The 16,743-nt window shown below is 59.2% G+C and carries 14 protein-coding genes and 1 pseudogene; 6 read left to right on the forward strand and 9 right to left on the reverse strand.

Annotated elements, in window-relative coordinates:
• Positions 1–23: 23 nt before the first annotated feature.
• The 3 genes from C3E77_RS14185 to C3E77_RS14195 all read right to left on the reverse strand — a co-directional run bounded on the left by C3E77_RS14185 (position 24) and on the right by C3E77_RS14195 (position 3,930).
• A complete protein-coding gene (locus C3E77_RS14185) occupies positions 24–1,391 on the reverse strand; it encodes an ABC transporter substrate-binding protein (RefSeq protein WP_162925026.1) in 1,368 nt (455 codons plus the stop codon).
• Between the two features lie 436 nt (positions 1,392–1,827).
• On the reverse strand, positions 1,828–2,757 hold the full coding sequence (locus tag C3E77_RS14190; RefSeq protein WP_108392520.1) for an aldose 1-epimerase family protein: 930 nt from the start codon (positions 2,755–2,757) through the stop codon (positions 1,828–1,830).
• Between the two features lie 264 nt (positions 2,758–3,021).
• The gene (locus C3E77_RS14195) at positions 3,022–3,930 is read right to left on the reverse strand and encodes an alpha/beta hydrolase (RefSeq protein WP_108392522.1); all 909 of its coding nucleotides are present in this window, start codon (positions 3,928–3,930) and stop codon (positions 3,022–3,024) included.
• Between the two features lie 384 nt (positions 3,931–4,314).
• On the opposite strand from C3E77_RS14195, the gene C3E77_RS14200 reads away from it, so the two are divergent.
• Complete coding sequence (locus C3E77_RS14200) at positions 4,315–4,554, forward strand: hypothetical protein (protein WP_108392524.1); 240 nt, start codon at positions 4,315–4,317, stop codon at positions 4,552–4,554.
• 12 nt (positions 4,555–4,566) lie between these two features.
• Here the strand turns inward: C3E77_RS14200 and C3E77_RS15690 are convergent, their stop codons facing one another.
• The 3 genes and pseudogenes from C3E77_RS15690 to C3E77_RS14215 all read right to left on the reverse strand — a co-directional run bounded on the left by C3E77_RS15690 (position 4,567) and on the right by C3E77_RS14215 (position 7,126).
• Entirely contained in the window at positions 4,567–4,947 is a 381-nt protein-coding gene (locus C3E77_RS15690) for an SHOCT domain-containing protein (RefSeq protein WP_108393404.1), read from the reverse strand.
• Between the two features lie 174 nt (positions 4,948–5,121).
• A pseudogene (locus C3E77_RS15815) lies at positions 5,122–5,214 on the reverse strand (DUF2510 domain-containing protein); the annotation flags it as partial.
• A 526-nt stretch (positions 5,215–5,740) separates the two neighbouring features.
• Positions 5,741–7,126 (reverse strand): DNA-methyltransferase, encoded by a 1,386-nt coding sequence (locus C3E77_RS14215; protein WP_162925027.1) that lies wholly within the window; start codon positions 7,124–7,126, stop codon positions 5,741–5,743.
• Between the two features lie 169 nt (positions 7,127–7,295).
• Here C3E77_RS14215 and C3E77_RS14220 point away from each other — a divergent pair, with 169 nt between their 5' ends.
• The 5 genes from C3E77_RS14220 (at position 7,296) to C3E77_RS14235 (ending at position 13,683) form a co-directional block, all read left to right on the forward strand.
• Positions 7,296–9,035: a DGQHR domain-containing protein gene (locus C3E77_RS14220; protein ID WP_162925028.1), complete on the forward strand. Its 1,740-nt coding sequence runs from the start codon at positions 7,296–7,298 to the stop codon at positions 9,033–9,035.
• A 266-nt stretch (positions 9,036–9,301) separates the two neighbouring features.
• A complete protein-coding gene (locus C3E77_RS14225) occupies positions 9,302–9,622 on the forward strand; it encodes a nucleotide pyrophosphohydrolase (RefSeq protein ID WP_108392530.1) in 321 nt (106 codons plus the stop codon).
• On the forward strand, positions 9,609–11,405 hold the full coding sequence (locus C3E77_RS14230; protein ID WP_108392532.1) for a DUF2075 domain-containing protein: 1,797 nt from the start codon (positions 9,609–9,611) through the stop codon (positions 11,403–11,405). The genes C3E77_RS14225 and C3E77_RS14230 overlap by 14 nt, the downstream gene beginning before the upstream one ends.
• A 542-nt stretch (positions 11,406–11,947) precedes the next feature.
• On the forward strand, positions 11,948–12,268 hold the full coding sequence (locus C3E77_RS15475; RefSeq protein ID WP_162925029.1) for a hypothetical protein: 321 nt from the start codon (positions 11,948–11,950) through the stop codon (positions 12,266–12,268).
• Positions 12,269–12,510: 242 nt separating this feature from the next.
• On the forward strand, positions 12,511–13,683 hold the full coding sequence (locus C3E77_RS14235) for a DNA-methyltransferase (RefSeq protein ID WP_234031224.1): 1,173 nt from the start codon (positions 12,511–12,513) through the stop codon (positions 13,681–13,683).
• On the opposite strand, the gene C3E77_RS14240 is transcribed toward C3E77_RS14235, so the two are convergent.
• From C3E77_RS14240 to C3E77_RS15480, 3 genes are all read right to left on the reverse strand, one after another.
• On the reverse strand, positions 13,673–14,923 hold the full coding sequence (locus tag C3E77_RS14240; RefSeq protein ID WP_162925030.1) for a 5-methylcytosine restriction system specificity protein McrC: 1,251 nt from the start codon (positions 14,921–14,923) through the stop codon (positions 13,673–13,675). The two genes, C3E77_RS14235 and C3E77_RS14240, sit on opposite strands and share 11 nt — an antisense overlap.
• Positions 14,924–15,042: 119 nt before the next feature.
• Positions 15,043–16,026, reverse strand: a complete 984-nt coding sequence (locus C3E77_RS14245; RefSeq protein WP_108392536.1) for an AAA family ATPase — start codon at positions 16,024–16,026, stop codon at positions 15,043–15,045.
• Positions 16,026–16,643: a hypothetical protein gene (locus C3E77_RS15480; protein ID WP_162925031.1), complete on the reverse strand. Its 618-nt coding sequence runs from the start codon at positions 16,641–16,643 to the stop codon at positions 16,026–16,028. The genes C3E77_RS14245 and C3E77_RS15480 overlap by 1 nt, the downstream gene beginning before the upstream one ends.
• Positions 16,644–16,743: the final 100 nt, after the last annotated feature.

The following is a 16,743-nucleotide window of genomic DNA, read 5'->3' on the forward strand; positions in this document are numbered from 1 at the left end:
GCCCCGCCCGCACAGGACCGAACTCAGTTCAGGGTGAAGCCCTGTTCGGTGGCGTAGGTCTCCAGCGATTTCTGCAACTCGTCCGCCGCTTCGGCCGCGGTCATGTTGCCCTCGATCGCCTCAGACAGAAGGCGCTGTGACTCGTCGTAGTAGTACTGCGAGAACGGCGAGAACATCACACCCTCGTAGTCGATCGCAGCCTGCGCGAAGAACTCTCCGTTGAACTTCTGACCGCCGAAGAACTCGTACTCGAGGTCCTTGAAGTAGTCAGACTCGATCATTTCGGGCATGGCCAGGAAGAGGCCACCCTTTTCAACGCCGAGCTTCTGTCGCTCCTCAGTGTTGTACAGCTCGGCGGCAACCTTCGTCGCGAGTGCCGCGTCGCTGGCCTGTGTCGTGACGGCGAGCGTGCTGCCGCCCCAGTTCACCTGCACCGGGTTGGCGGCATCCCACTGCGGGATCGGAGCTGCACGCCAGACGGCGCCCGCTTCCGGGTCCTCGAAGTCGGGGATGTGCGCGTTGTACCAGACCGGGTACACGGCGGTCGCGTACTTGCCGCTGGCCAGGGCAGTGCTGAACTCGGGAGTCCACGCCTGGTCGGTGCCGACGAGTCCGCGGTCGACCAGGTCGAGCCAGTATTCGTAGACCGTCTTGGTCGCGTCATCGTTGTGGTTGATGGTGATTTCGGTGGGGTTGCCATTGTCGAACTCGAACGGAACGGCGCCGGCCTGGTCGAGGAAGGCGTAGTGCTGTCCGGCACCGTTGGGGGCGAAGTTACCGATCTTGACCGCTCCGCCGGTCGCGGTGTTCAGCTGCTCGGCCGCCGCCGCGTACTCATCCCACGTCGTGGGGATGGCGATACCGTTCTCTTCGAAGATGTCGGCTCGGTACCACATGCCGACGGGCCCGAGGTCGACCGGCACCGCGTAGACGCCGTCACCGCTCGAGACATCGCGCCAGGCACCCTCGGTGAAGTTGTCCTTGTAATCCTCGATGCCGTGCTCGGTCATGTCGACGAGTCCGCCCTGGATCAGGAAGCTGTTCAGCCAGTCGTACTCGATCTGGACGATGTCGGGCGCGCCCGACTTCGACTCGAGAGAGGTGGAGAGCTTGGTGTACTCGTCACCGCCCTGGCCTGCGTTCGACCAGCAGACCTGAACGTCGTCGTTCGATTCGTTGAAGTTGTCGACGGTCTCGGCGGTGTCTGGGAGCCATCCCCAGTACGTGACGACCGGAACATCCTTCACCTTGATGTCATTGGTGCAGTTGGATTTGCTGGCGCCGGAGCCGCCGCCGCCTCCGCTGCCCCCGTTGTTGTTGGTGCATCCGACGAGCGCTGCGGCGAGCGCCGTCGTCATGCCTGCTGCGAGCAGGGCTTTTCTCTTGATCATGGGATTGCTGGTCCTTTCGCGGTGCAAAGACACCGTTGTCGGGCACCGGAGTGCCACTGTTGCTGCGAGAGAAAATGCACCCATTTCACGCCGGCGGGTCGCCGGAATCAGGCCCGTTACAACAGGCCTGATGCCGGAAAAACGCGCGGTCTTTCGCGGTTTACATCGTTGAAAGCTTTTCGCGAAGTGAATGCAGCATCAGGCTAGGACGAAAGGTCTGGTTTGTCCATGGAAATTGTTTTCACGCACGCCGGACGGCCCCGGGCCCGGAGCTTTCCGAGCGCGTCAGGCGCTGCTGCCGGGCCCCTGCCTCGAGCGCTACAGATCCATGTCCGCGCTGCAGAAGCATCTGTAGCGCACGACATGAATGTGGAGCGGTCGGCGAAGGACCGTCGGCTAACGGATGCCGCTGGCCGGCATCCGCAAAAACGCAAGACTAGATCGCGGCGATACTCCACGACGCGAAGGTGACGCCGCCGGGCTGAAGCACGAGGAGGTCCTCGCCGGAGTTGAACGCGTCAGGCGGGCAGGTCATCGGCTCGACCGCGAGGCCGATGCGGCTGGGCAGCCCGGTCTCCGGTTCCTGGTCGGCGGTGTGCACCTGGACCCACTTGCACGACGAGTCCCAGCGCATCTTCACGCCGGTGCCCGACGGTGCGGTGACGCGCACTTCCGCTGTGCGGTTTTCGTCGCGAATGATCGATGTGAACGCGTGGTCAATGAAGGTGTCGCCGATGACGCGGGGTTCACGGAAGTCGAAGATTCCGCCTGACTCGGTGGCGACATCCGCTTTGCCGATCGGGATGAGGCGGTCGTCGGTGACGGTGAGCACCTGTTCGGCGGGGAGGAGCAGGGTCCAGTCGTCGACGGTGCCCTCACCGGCGACGAGGTACGGGTGGGGGCCGGTGCCGAACGGGGCGGGTGCGTTGCCGGTGTTGCGAGCGGCGACGGTGGTGTGGAGGCCGTCGGCGTCGAGCATGAACTCGACGCGCACCTGGATGCGGAACGGGTAGCCGGTCTGCGCTTCGATGGTGGTGGCGAGCATGACGCGGTCGTCGGCCTCATCGAGGGCGATGAAGTCGTGCCAGACGACCAGTCCGTGCAGGGCGTGGTGACGCTCCGGTTCGCTGAGCGCGAGGAGGTAGTCGGTGCCTTCGAAGCTGTAGGTGCCGTCGACGACGCGGTTGGGCCATGGCGCGAGGGTGGCGCCCCGGTAGGCGGGGCGCACCTGGTCGGCGTCATAGGGAACGACGAGGTCGCGGCCGTTGTGCTTCAGTTCGCGCAGCGAGGCGCCGACGCTGGCGATGGTCGCGGTGTATGGGCCGCTGGTGAGCTCGAACTGCGTTCCGGAAAGAGGAAGGGTCATGGGTCAATTCTGCCGGGTGTTGGGGTTGCTCCGTGCCGTGCCGTTCGCGCGTGGTTCGGCGGCCGCTGCAGATCCATGCCCTGCTGGATCGGCGAGCACTGCAGATCCATGCCCACTGGTTTGGCGAGCGCTGCAGATCCATGCCCTGCGCGGCAGAAGCATCTGCAGCGCAACGCAGAAGATGCAGCGGTCGATTCTTCACCATGCGCCGCGACGTGCGCTACTCGCAAAACGGATGCCGTGGGTGGCGTGCGGGTCGGTTAATTAGGGCGCGGCAGTCGCTGATCGCAACCACGCCTGCGCGCGCTCGATCAATTCCCTCGCAACAGGTGTGTCGTTCGCCCAGTTCTCAAAGCCGTGCACGCCGCCCGGCACGACATCAGTGGTGACTGGCACGCCCGCAGCTCGAAGCGCGTCGGCGTATGCGCTGTCCTCGTCGGCGAACAGCTCGAGGTCTGTCCAGGTGAGGTACGCGGGCGGCAAACCCGTCAGGTCGAGGCGCCGCGCAGGAACTGAATACGGCGGGACCTCTGCCGAACCGGCCGGAGCACCGAGGTAGCCCGACCACGCCTCACGGTTCTGTCGGTTATTCCACACGAAATGCTCGCGAGCGTCGAGGTCACGGTGGGCGGCCGTGCGGTCGTCGAGCATGGGAGCGAACAGCCATTGCGCGCACGGCTGGGTTCTCCCGTCGTCGTGGATCCGTTGGGCGAGTGCCGCCGCGAGCCCGGCACCAGCGCTCTCCCCACCAACTGCTATCCGAGCGGACTCCACTCCAAGCCCTGTCGCATGCTGCAGGAACCAGCGCCATGCGGTCAGCACATCCTCGTGTGCGGCCGGGAACGGATGCTCCGGAGCGAAGCGGTAATTCGCTGACAAGATGACGATGCCCAACCGTTCCGCGGTGGACAGGCAGAGCGTTTCATCCTGCCTCGCGTCACCGAACAGCAGACCACCGCCGTGAATCCACAGAAGGCCCGCACCGCTCCGCGCGCCGACCGGCTCGTAGATCCGCAGTCGAACAGAGCCCGCCTTCGCGGCCCGCACGCGCACGGCTGATGACTTCGGGACGGGCATCCTCTTGACGAGGGGCCGGACCAGCCAGCGTGGGAGCGACACTTGCGCGCGCTTCATCGGTTTGCGCAGTTCGGGAAGGACGTGTTCGATCTCCATGGTGTGGGTCCTCCGCGACGCGCGCTGCTCGATCTGCCTGACTGCACCTTATCCGGACGAGGCATGGAGGCAGTGCACGGGTGCCGCCGTTCACCCGGCCTCGAGGTATCCGAGCAGATCCCGCGCTGGCAAGCGAAAACCGCGACCGCACGCCAGCCGCGTACCGCGGCGTAAAGCACTGCTCCGCCGAACGCGAGGGTGGGGAGAAGGGCGCTCGCCGAGTGATGTGATGCGATGCGATGCAACGCAACGCAACGCAACGCAACGCAACGCAACGCAACGCAATTCAGCGTAGGTGAGCTGATTCCAATTGCCGAACTAGTTGTGGCGATAGCATTCGATCCGAGCAGACATACGACCGAAGACTGACTAAGAGAGAGAAAAGTGCAATTCACCACTGATGGGCAGGCGTTTGATATCGATTCAGAGGATGTCGTGCAGCGACTCCGCGGCCACGAACCAGAACGGTTGCATCAGTACACCGTCACCATTGGCGGCCGAGTCTGGCCGGTCAAGCAGGCGTTCAGCGTTGCGACTGGGCTGCCGCACCACCGCTTCCGCTCGAACACCGCAAGGCGCCAGCTCACCAGGCTCGGCTTCAAGATCAACGAAGAGATCAATTAGTAGATAGACAATCTACATGCGGGCGAGCAGTTCAGCCTTCTTGGCGTCAAACTCAGCCGGAGTGAGAACCCCTGCGTCGCGCAGCTGACCAAGCTGAGTCAACTGTCCGAGCACGTCCGGGGCAGGCTGCTGAACCGCTGGGGCAGATTGCTGAACCGCTGGGGCAGATTGAAGAGGCCCGCGGAGGATGAGGTCGTTAAGGATTCCGCGGATCTGAGCCGCTTCAGCGTGAGAGACCCGGAAGTCGATGGTGTTGCCGGACGTGACAACCTGGACCACCGTGTTGAGCATGCCGTCGCGCTTCGTGGTGACCGAGGTGATGTTCTTGACCGGGATCATTTCGCTGCCGGTCTTGCCGTTCCTCACTCCAGTGGCGAGCGTCGAGAGCCCCATGGTTAAAACGCCGGCCGTCACTTTGCCCCCGGACACTCCGCGCGCCAAGTTCCACTCGATCCGGTCATTGAAAATGTGCACCCTCGCGTTCTTGCCAGCGATGTGGGACGTGAACTCGAATAGTGGTCCGTCCGCGGGTTGCGCGACAGCCTGCTGGGGTCGCGCGGACGGTTGGGTAGCCTGCGTATGCTCCGTCCACCCAACACCATCCCACCAACGCGACCCTGCGCCCTCGGGGTACCAACCGGCCGGCGGATTCATACTCATGCCGCCGACACTACCAACCCATTGGAGTCTTCGGCGGGCGCGACAGCGCCATGTCTCCGCCCCACCGCTGCAAAAATATGCGAGCAACTCGTCGGGACTGGGTCACCGGGCAGGACATCCGGGCGAGTGAGTCGCCAGTAAATGAGTTCAGGCGCTTATCTGCTGCTGCGCCTCGGTTCGCATCATTACAAAGGAACGTACTCTTCGACGTCCCGCCACGCCCGCGGATTTTCGAGGTCTTTAGGCACACAGCGGACGCGCTGGCACGGCGGATGACGCTCTGGTTCCTGGCACGTCGCGACGCGAGGTCAGTTGCCTACCTATCAAGGGCGCTGAACGCACAACGGGGTATGCACCCAGTAACTAACGACTGAGTATGCACCCAATTAACTAACTGATCTCCCGAGCGTCTCGCGCACCAGGCAAATCGTTGCATCAAATATGGCGTTCTCTCACCGCATAGCCCTCGAACACCGCCACAGCCGACGCCTTCTGCAATCAGGAAAGTCCTAACTGGTCACGCCTATCAGCTGCTCTCCTCGAGCGACTGACGTACATGAAGCGGCGAGATTACTGGAACGACCGTTGGGACTCCCGCTTCATGTATCCACCGTCCCACATCCGTGCCCGCAAGGGTGAAGTCTGCACTCCAGGCGCGGCCCTTCGTGTACACAGAAACATCGCCCTGCGGAAACTGAGCGGAAGCTTCGTCAACGGAGACAACTTCGCAGCGCACGTCAAGTCCATACTTCGACAGTGGCGCCCTGGCTGTCACCTCTGCAAGAATTTTCGACAGTCGAGCAGTTTCTAGTTCTGAGAGTTCATCCACAACAACTACGGAGCAACTTATCGTGCCGTAACCTGTGCGGGCGAACTCGTAATTCACGGACTCAACCACCATAAGGACGGCACGGACCTGGAGCGCGGTGAATCCTGATCGGAGAATCTGCCGCGCGAGCTCCTTCGGATACTTGAGCATCCTCAGTTCAAGAAGCCGCTGCGTCATCACGCTGACCGACTTAGCCTCCGAGCGTTCCCTCCGCAACGTGGGGGCACTCTTATGGAACAGCGAAACGTAGTCAGGGTTCAATTCGACGCCAAGACCACGGCGCCCCTCTTCGAGCGCGCCCGTCACGACCGACCCGCTACCCGCGAAGGGGTCGAATACTACGTCGCCTTCCTCTGAGGAAAGTGTCACCATTCGCCGGACCAGCTCGGGTGGGAATGGACAAGCATGCCGGAACGCTGAGTCATCCCAGCTGCCCTGAACCGGAATCGGTATTTCCCAAACGTTGTCCGGAGTCATTCCCCAAGGGTTGTGCCGCTCCGGATATTTGACCCACCATGACTTAAGACTCCCAGTATCACGAAGCCTGTCGACGTTGAATGTAAAGCTGTTCGATTTCACAAAAAAAAGAACGTACTCGAAACCGTTCCGGAGCTTTCCGTGATGTGACCAGGGTCGCGTTCTGTCCTTACGCCAGATGATTACTTCCCGCAGCGTCCAGCCGACCGATTTCGCCTGGGTAGCAAGGTCAAACGGCAATGGCACGAGCCGCGAGGGTTTGCCGTCACGGCGCCGCTCCATCAAACTGTCGGCAACGACCCACATGGAACCCGAATCAAGCGTCCACTGATGGACGCTCTCGAAAATCGACCTGCACGATTCGAGGTAGTCCTCGTAGGACTGACCAAACCCGATTTGATTGTCGCTGCCATAGTCAACCAAAGTTGCATACGGCGGAGACGTGATCGTGGTCTGAAGGAACGGCGCACCGTCACTCCCTGCCTCGTGTGCGGCACGCCGCAACCATGTCCCGATGTCTCGCGCATCACCCTGATGCACGGTCCAGAAATCAGGTTCGGCGGTCGCTGAGCTGTTCGCGCCCGGCACTGCGGCAGTGTCACTCACTCGTCTTCCTCCTCTGCCGACAATTCCCCGGCTTCCGCTTCACTCTAACGGGCACGGCCGACGTCACTTAGTCACCGCGCGCCAAAAGCGGATGACCATCGGCGGACCGCTATCCTGACGATTCGGAGCTAGCGGAAGTTGTCCGCTCGAATCAAGGGAGATATCGACGGTGGCAACTCTAAAGCCGAGGAAAAAAGCGAAGCGCAAACCGGTGGACCCAGCGGTACTCGAGCAACGCCGCTTTGCCCGGTCTATACGAACTCTGTTCAACAACATGGGTTTCACGTATATCCCCACTGAAGGCATGGAAGCGAAGTTCGGCAACAAAACCGGCGAACTCGACTCGGCCTTCCTGTTCGAGAACGTCCTTCTAATAGTCGAAGACACAACCACCTCGAAACCGTTCGAACATGCCAAAAATAAGCGACTTCTCGCTGAACAACTCCACGGGTCGAAGAGCGACTTCATAGAGTGGCTCCGCAGCACCTTCCCAGAACACGAAGAAGCACTCCGTGCGTACTCGCCAAAACGATTCCAGCTCTTCTTTCTCTATATCTCTAAGAAAGAAATGGATCTCGACGACGACGATCTTGCGCTCCTAAGGCCGATGAAAGTTGTATCCACTCGGGCGTTGAACTACTTCGACAAGCTTGCTAAAACCATCCGCCGTTCTGCAAAAACGGACTTATGGCGATTTCTCGAACTCAGCTCGAACGATATAGGGGCAACGAACGCGTCCAATGATGTGAAAACGATCGAGACAACGATTATCTCGCCTGATGACAGCACAGGATTTAGCAACGGCGTGAGGCTTGTGTCGTTCATGATTTCGGCCGACGTTCTACTTCGAAACGCATACGTGCTGCGCAAGGACAATTGGGGATATTCAACTGACCTTTATCAACGTCTGATAGACGTCGGCCGAATAAAGAAAATCCGTCAGTTTGTCGCCGACGACGACTCAGCGTTCCTGAACAACATCATCATTGGTCTTCCGGAGCACGTGACCTTTCAGACTGCCGACAAAGCCGTCGTCGACCTCGACGACGCACAGGACTATTCCTCGTATCGGATGACCATTCCTGACGAGTTCAACTCAATATGCATCATCGACGGCCAGCATAGGGTGTTCGCCCATTATGAGGGCACCGACGACCTCGAAAAGAAGGTAGCGGCTATCCGAAGCAAGGTTCATCTCTTGGCAACCGGTCTCGTATTTCCGCCAGGCATGAACGAACTCGAACGACTCAAGCTCCAGAGTGAGATCTTCTTGGACATTAACTCGAACAGCAAGCCTGTACCGGCCGACGTTCTACTCGCCATTCAGGCACTACAGGCGCCATACGCAGACGTGGCCGTTGCGCGCCGCGTGCTTGAGCTCCTAAATAAACGGTCCACTTTTCGTGGCATGTTCCAGCTGTCGCAGATGGATCAGGCGCCCATCAAGATTGCATCGATCGTCAAGTTCGCCCTCCGGTATTTGGTCGACATCAATTCCGAATCAGGGCTTTTCACGGAGTGGGTAAAAGAAGACGCCTCCCGAAAAACTCTGAAAGCAAAAGAAAGCCCGGAGCTACTTACTGATTACGTCAGATATTGCGCGACGACGCTCGATCAGTACTTTGGGGCTTTAAAAAGCCACCACGCCGCTGAGTGGCACGACCCTGACTCTAAAATAACGTCAACGACGGTAATCAACGCGATGATTATCGCGCTTCGTCGATCTCTACCTGCCATGGGGGTTCTCGCATATAGCGAGTATGCGGATCTGATGAAACCTTGGGTAGTCGACTTCTCCAAAGCGACATTTCCGTTCGCGTCGAGCCAATATGCACGATTTTCGCAGGAGGTGCTGCGGGAAATGTTCAGGCTCGTTGAGGACGACGGACGCTGGAATAGTGCGGCATAACTGCGCTAAACGGGAACGAGCCGAACCCACCCGGTGTCGAAAACACCACTTAACCTCGAACCTGCGCCATCGATATCCTTATCAAACCCGCAACGCTAACGGCAGCCCGTAAACGTCCGAATCGCCGCCGAGGAGGCAGTACTGATAGCCGAAGCTCCCTAGTCCTCCCCCCATCAGCGGGCTCCAGTCAGGGAACATTCGAGCAGGCGATGCACACGTCCTTCCTCGCCGTCCTCACTTGGACCGCGCACTGCTAGGTTGACGGGATGGTCGAAAAGTCAGTCCGCGACGAGATCGCAACGTTCATGGCCGAGCGCGACTGGGCTCAGTTCCACAGTCCCGAAAATCTCGCCAAGAGCATCGCCATTGAAGCTGGCGAGTTGCTTGAGTGCTTCCAATGGAATGCAGACGCTGATCCAGCCCGCATCCGTGAAGAGTTAGCTGACGTTCTCACGTACTGCATGCTTCTTGCCGACCGCATTGGCGCTGATCCCAGTCAGATCATCCTGGATAAACTCGCCATCACGCGCGCGAAATACCCGGTCGACAAAGCGCGGGGCCGAAGCACGAAATATGACGCCCTCTAGCATTGCTCGCCTCGATTTCACTAACGAGGCGGTCGCACAATGGGCACCGACCCACCCCCGGCACAGCAACTGGCCCGTCGTGTACGTGCTCGACGAATCAACTCGTGGTGCTTCCAAGGCGAACGACCGCCGACTCACCGACGTCTACGTCGGTGAGTCCAGAAATGCAGTAACGCGGATGCGGCAGCACTTCGATTCCCCCGACAAGCAACACCTCAACACCATTCGCGTGATCCTTGACGATCGCTTCAACAAGTCGGCCTGCCTCGACCTAGAGTCATCCCTCATCCGACTCCTCGCGGGCGACGGCGCCTATCGCGTACTGAACCGAAACGACGGAATTACCGAGGGTGATTATTACGACCGCGAGCTGTATCGAGAGACCTTCCGCGACGTCTTTGAGCAGCTTCGACGCGACGGGGTCTTCACCCGAAGTATCCCCGAGATCGAGAACAGCGACCTCTTCAAACTGTCCCCCTTCAAAGCACTGACTCCGGACCAGGCAATCGCAGTGGAGGACATCTTCGAGGGGCTCTTCAAAGACTTGAAGTCCGGTTCCAACAGCACGATCGTCATTCAGGGCGAGCCGGGCACCGGCAAGACCGTCGTCGCAATCTACATGCTGAAACTGCTCGTCGACATCGCCGGCACCGCACGCGCGGAGGATTTCGATAGTGACACGATGTTCGCTGATTTCTTCGTCCCAGAGAACCGCGAGCTTCTTACCGGCCTTCGGATCGGACTCGTTGTGCCGCAGCAGTCGCTGCGAGAGTCGATTAAAAAGGTCTTCCGGAAGACCCCGGGCCTGGACCCAGCGATGGTCATGACGGCGTTCGACGTCGGCAGCTCGGATGAGGACTTCGACCTCCTCATCGTCGACGAATCACACCGGCTCAACCAGCGCGCCAACCAGCCGTCCGGCGTTCAGAACAAGAACTTCTCCGACATCACCAAAAAGTTGTTCGAGGTCGATGACACGAGCAAGACACAGCTGGACTGGATCCGAGCCAAGAGCACACATCAGATCTACCTGCTTGACGCTGAACAGAGCGTCCGGCCCGCCGACATCCCATTTGAGGTGCTTCGCGCGCTCGCGGATGACGCGAAGAGCCGTCATCGTCACTACCCGTTGGCGACACAGATGCGGGTGCAGGCTGGAGCCGACTACGTTGCATACGTTCGGGGCATGCTTGCAGTGCCAGCCGTCGGGGACGCGCGTCGAGCGCCGGTCGCGGAGAAATTTGATGGTTACGACTTCCGAATGTTTGGCAGCGTTGCGGAAATGCGCGCGGAAGTTCTGCGGAAAGAAGAGGAGACGGGTTTGTCGCGTCTCCTTGCCGGGTTTGCTTGGCCTTGGAAGTCCAAGAACGACAAAACGGCGTTCGACATCGAGGTCGATGGACAGCAGTTCCGCTGGAACAGCACACAGAAGGACTGGATCGCATCCGCTAACAGCACCAACGAGGTCGGGTCGATTCACACGGTGCAGGGATACGACCTCAACTACGCAGGAGTAATCATCGGTCCCGATCTCCGATACGACACCGAGAAGCGCCGCCTGTACGTCGACCGGGATTCCTACTTCGACAAGAAGGGGAAGGAAAACAATGCGGTTCTCGGGAAGACCTACACCGACGACGACTTGCTTCGGTTCGTGCGCAACATTTATGCGGTCCTCCTGACCCGAGGCGTCCGGGGAACCTTCGTGTACGTGAGCGACCCCGCGCTTCGCGAATACCTGCGTAGTTACATCCCGGGGACAGCGGCGCCCGAATACCCCTAGGTAGCCCCGGCGCCCGCAACAATCCTGTCGACTTCTCGCACCTCAGACCAAGAGGGCTGCCGTCAAGAGCGTTCAGGTGCCGCTGGGATGCTATTCGTTGTCACAACGCGGAACTGGACGGCTTCCTCGTTGGAGGGGTGATCTTTGGGGGCAGCTGATTCAAGCTGGCGAACCGATACCGCTTGGGATTGCCGAGCGACACCTCATGCGCCAGCCTCCAGCTATGCGTCGGATAGGGGAGGGCGAGCTGACGCCGGACACGGATGCTCGCGTTGTGGATCCGAGCGGCCGACGGCCGCCTTGGTGGCGACCGGCTCGCTCAACTTGATGGCGGCGTGACCCGACTATCGCCGCCAATGGCATGGTTCCCCTTTGGAGACCGGGTCGGCACGGGCGCCCGTGCCGGCGTGCCTGCACACCGGCTCCACGGCAGCTGACCGGGTTGAGCCAATATCACCCATCACGAAGTCTCGCTTCGCGACCTCCTCGACTTCCGACACGCAAAGGCATGGAATGCCTTCCGCACGTAGGAGAATCGTGTGGTGAGCGATGCATTGTTTGTGTTCGGTGATCCGCAAGAACCGAGCCCACGTGGAGATAATCCACCCTTTCCGATGACGGACTCCCAACGAAAACTCATCCGAGCTGCATTTTCTCGGCTCGGAATAGCTGATGCCAAGACCCAATTATCAATGGTCAACGACCTGATCGGAGTTCCGATCAGAAGAGTCACCGATTTGACGGCACAATCGGCCAGCACACTTCTACCCCTACTAGCTGCGCGTGCGGACCGAAACGGTCGCCCATCCACCGGCAATGCCTGGGCCGACCGACCAGAAGATACCTGGCTCGACAAACTGTAGACCGCAAATCCCGGAGCGTCGGACCTTCCCGTCCGCGCCGGTCAGTGTCATCGTTTTCTCCTCTGCCAGCTTCGGAGGTATTTGTTTCCTACGAGACCGGTCTTGTACCAACCATCCCCGTCCCCAATCGATGCGCGCCGCAGCGACAGCAAATGTCGGACCCAGAGGGTTGAATAAGCTATCGCTAGTCCTCCGATTCGACGACCGGCGAAAGTTCGACTACCGTCAAAGGAACACACAGCATGATCAACAAAGAGGGAGCCAGCCAACAAATGGACGTAGCACAACCAGGTGCGTCTGACTCCGGCCGCACGAGAGCGACCCCGCTCGGAACCGCGAGCATCGGGTCGCTGGAGTCATGGGAAGTGGGCCTTGCTGCACCGAAAATCGACGTGGTCAACGGCGACGCACGCGATACGAAGTTGCCGAACAACCACGCCGATTTGATAGTGACATCGCCCCCGTACTGGAACAAGCGCGACTACGGCCACATCGACCAGATCGGTTTAGAGGCAACGCCCCAGGCATACGTATCTTCGATCATGGATTGCTTGGATGAGTGGAAGCGAGTCCTCAGGCCGAGCGGATCAATCTTTCTGAACGTCGGCGACACATACTATCGCCGTTCCTTGGTAGGGATTCCCTCACGAATTGAAGCGAAGGCTATCGATGCGGGATGGGCCGTGAGAAACAGAATCATCTGGGCGAAAGAGGGCGGCATGCCGGATCCCGCTCGCGATCGCCTCGCAAACCGTCACGAGTACATCATTCACCTCACTTACAAGCCGAACTATTACTACGATCTCGTGGGCTATTCGGCGGAGATGGGAAACGGCGCGAACCCGGGAGACGTTTGGACTATCAATCCTGAACGGAACATGGGGGCACACCTCGCCCCTTACCCTCAAGAACTCGTGCGGCGAGCCGTGCTTTTGGGTGCTCCACCGCAGGTGTGCGCAACTTGCGGAACCGCTCGACGCCGAGTCATCGAGCGCACGCGCTACCTAGATCCGAGCCGTCCGCAAGCCAAACGAGCGATGGAGCTTGCAGACGCAGCGGGACTTTCTGATGCCCACATTCGGGCAATCCAGGCGACCGGGGTATCCGACGTTGGCAAGGCCACAAAATTCCAAAGCGGTACTGGCCGCAATACTGCTGAGGTTCAGCGGTTGGCATTGGAGGCAAAGGAAGTTCTTGGCGGATACTTCCGCGAATTTACGTTCTCAAAAAAGCAGACGGTTGGATGGACTGACTGCGGACACGAGACCCCCGCGCGGGGTGTTGTATTGGACCCCTTCATGGGCACAGGAACCACTTTGAAAACAGCGGCATCGATGGGACGTGACGCCGTAGGAGTGGACCTGGTTCCACTCATGGACGCGCCAGATTCGGCGAAATGGACTTCTAAGACTTGAGCCCAAGAAGCGCAGACACCTGAGTGGCGAAAAGCTCATCTTCGATGTCTAGGTCGTCGGCCGAAAGATCGTATCGATAGTCAAAAACAGACACGTCGCCGATGCGTCCGAGGAGCTGTAGTCCACCTAAATTATCGAGTCCTTTTGGATGCACTAGTAGTACAGCGGACGTCCCGTAGCGAACTGCGTAGGTTACGGCCTGTTCTACTTCTGAACGAGACGGTAAATCCTTCATCAGAGTGTTCTTCAGTTCGGCAATGAGGGCGATCGAACCATCCGGGCGTTGAAAGACAATGTCAGGCGTGACGCGCGGGGGATTGGAAACGCCTTCGATCAACGGCGTATAGGAAACGCCGCCCACTTCTGTCCGAGGAATCGGACTCGAATAAAGGGGCAAATGCCCGTCGACATTGCCGTCAAGCACCGCGACGGGCCACCCGGCATCGGCCGCCTTGGATTGCAAGGTTGTACGCACATAGGTTTCGAACAGCTCTCCCATGTTAAGCAACATTGACGACAGAGCCAGGTCTCCGCTCTCATCGTCTAGGGAAACACCCCGGTCGGAGATGATCGCGACGGCAAGGCGGAGTGGTGTGCGATAGTAACTGCGAGTCATGGGCGGCGCTGTCAGACCGGCAACGATCGGGTCAGATAAAAAGGCCCGAGAGGGGTCAACAGAAACGTCCGCGAATAGTTGGAGGAGGCTAGAAAGTTGGCGCACGCGCGTCCGACTTCCCAAGAGCCCTTTCTGCGGGTCAACGTAGCGCCGATACAGTTTCACCAGTGCAGCTTTCAAGCATCGATTCAACGCATTATCGATGGTTCGTTCGTACCAGGAAAACGCTGCCGTATTGTTGATACCTCGGGCAGCGAATCTTCGAATGGTCGCTGGAATCTCCAAATGACCGCGCGGTCGACTCCCAAAGTCAGTCTCGCGACGGTAGACCCTGTAAAGACCGCTGTTGACGACCTCAAAACAATGTCGAATTAAAGCGTCCGCGTAAATATCGAGGAGCCAGTCGCCAATCGAAGCTGATGTGGCGTACGTGCGAAGCGCATCGATTGGGAGAGCTTGATGTCCACTTCGTTCGACCATTCGAGTGAGGTTCGAAATTGGGGTTCGCGGCGTGACGCGCAGCACCAGCTGGTCGTTGATGGGAAGGACACCCACGAAACCGCCGGCCCGCAACCTCAGCTCAGTGCCCTTGAAATCGATCGAGAAGGCGTTGAGATTTTGCACCGCGGGACTCATTCGGAGCGTCCCATCCGAATTCATAATCTCGCCGCGGTCGACGCGTACATGACCATATTCGTGACATTCTCGAAACCGTACCGGGGGGCGGCCCGTCCAGCCAGTCATCAGTCAGCGTCTTTTTCGGGCGGGTCCGCAGCGGAAGCAGACTGCTTCCCGTCCCAGCCCCCTGGGACGTCTATGAAAAGGTTTTTCCAGCCCGTTTCAACAGACTGCCGGTTTTGAGGGTCCAAGCGGAATGCTCGATCCACAGCGAATTGGAGTTGGTGTTCCCAGACGTCCCGCATCGCATCAATACCATCGACATTAACAAAGTAAGCGTGGCCAATAGCCGCAGAAGGATTGTCTCGCGCGAACTTGTTGACCATCGAGAACCACCCCATGACTCGGTTCCGGACTTGCTCCTCCAACCCGCTGTTCTCGAGCACCCTACCGAGAACGTTGCGGTCTGGATCCATCTTGATTTTTGCAAAGCGGCGCTCGAACGCAGCATCAACTTCATCGACACCACGGTCGACCGGGTTCATTGTTGCCAATATCTCTAGATTGTTCGGCACAGTTAAGGGGTTGCCGGATGCAAGAGTGACTTCGAGACCGCGCTTGCTTCGCTCCACATATGTGAGGGCTTCCCCAAAAACGCGAGCAGCATCGGCGCGGCTCAATTCGTCCACTACGAGAACGTAGGTGTTATCAGGGTCGGCCTGCGCGCGTCGGCACATCTTCAAGAAAGCCCCATCGCGACGCACGAATCCACTCGCAGTGGGGACGAAGCCTTCCATAAACTCGTCGTATTGGTAGGACGCGTGGAACTGCACGTATTGCACTCGGCCTTGGTCCCCGGCAATCGCTTCGGCGATTTGCGCGGCCACGTATGTCTTACCGGTCCCGGGGGGCCCGCTAAAGATCACACCCCCGAAGCTTGAAAGTAGATGCTTAACTTTCGCCAACAAAGGGTCTGCCGAAGAGAGTCGTGGGGCATCGGGCGCGTTGGACGCGTGTGTCGCGTGCACCGTGGCTTCGAATCCAATGTCGAGATCTTCAGCCGTCAGGAGACGGCGTCCGGGGATCAGGCGCAGAGCCGAATCTGTCATCACTTGTTAGCCTCAACGACTTCTGGCCCAAACCACTGAAAGGCAACCGCCGGTTCGCCAAGCTCAAAGAGAAGTGCGAACTCGTCGTCGTCATCGAATCTGAACCACTGGCGGAAGCCAAGGATGATGTCCGCCGCGACAGGAACAGAATCTGTGCGGTTGAAGCCATAGTTACGAAGGAAATAGGCGCCCATAGCGATTGCTGGCACTGGACGCCCGTAAAGGAGCACTTCGAGCGCCTGACCTGCGTGATCCGCTGGCAACCGATATTCCTTCCCTTCCACTAAGAAGCCGGCAGTATTGCGGATTGAGCTCGGAGCGAAGCTTCCCGCGAGGTTCTCGTTGAACCAGTAAGTGGAGCGATCGCTGTTAACATTCCACCGCAGTGGCCGATAGTTGGGCTTCTTTGGGGGCCCACCTGGCAATTCGATAAGTGGCCGGAGCTCCGACCAGCGTGGATCGAGTTTTTCTCCTGGACCGATCGACGCTCGGCGGTGCAGTTGTAGGTATGCCAAGAAATGCGGATGAATACGACGGCTGCTAAGTGCGTCTATCGACCACTTCACCGCATCGGTTGTGAGAAGGTAGGTCCCCGAGGTGTCAACTGCGTCATCCATTAGGGCTTACTATGCCAGATCGGGCGCACCGTTGCTGCCTACCGAGACGTCAATCGTTTTTTCGACCGGCAGGGTGCCCAATAGGTTGAGAAGCCGACCA

The organism is Mycetocola zhujimingii, assembly GCF_003065425.1.
GTDB lineage: Bacteria > Actinomycetota > Actinomycetes > Actinomycetales > Microbacteriaceae > Mycetocola_A > Mycetocola_A zhujimingii.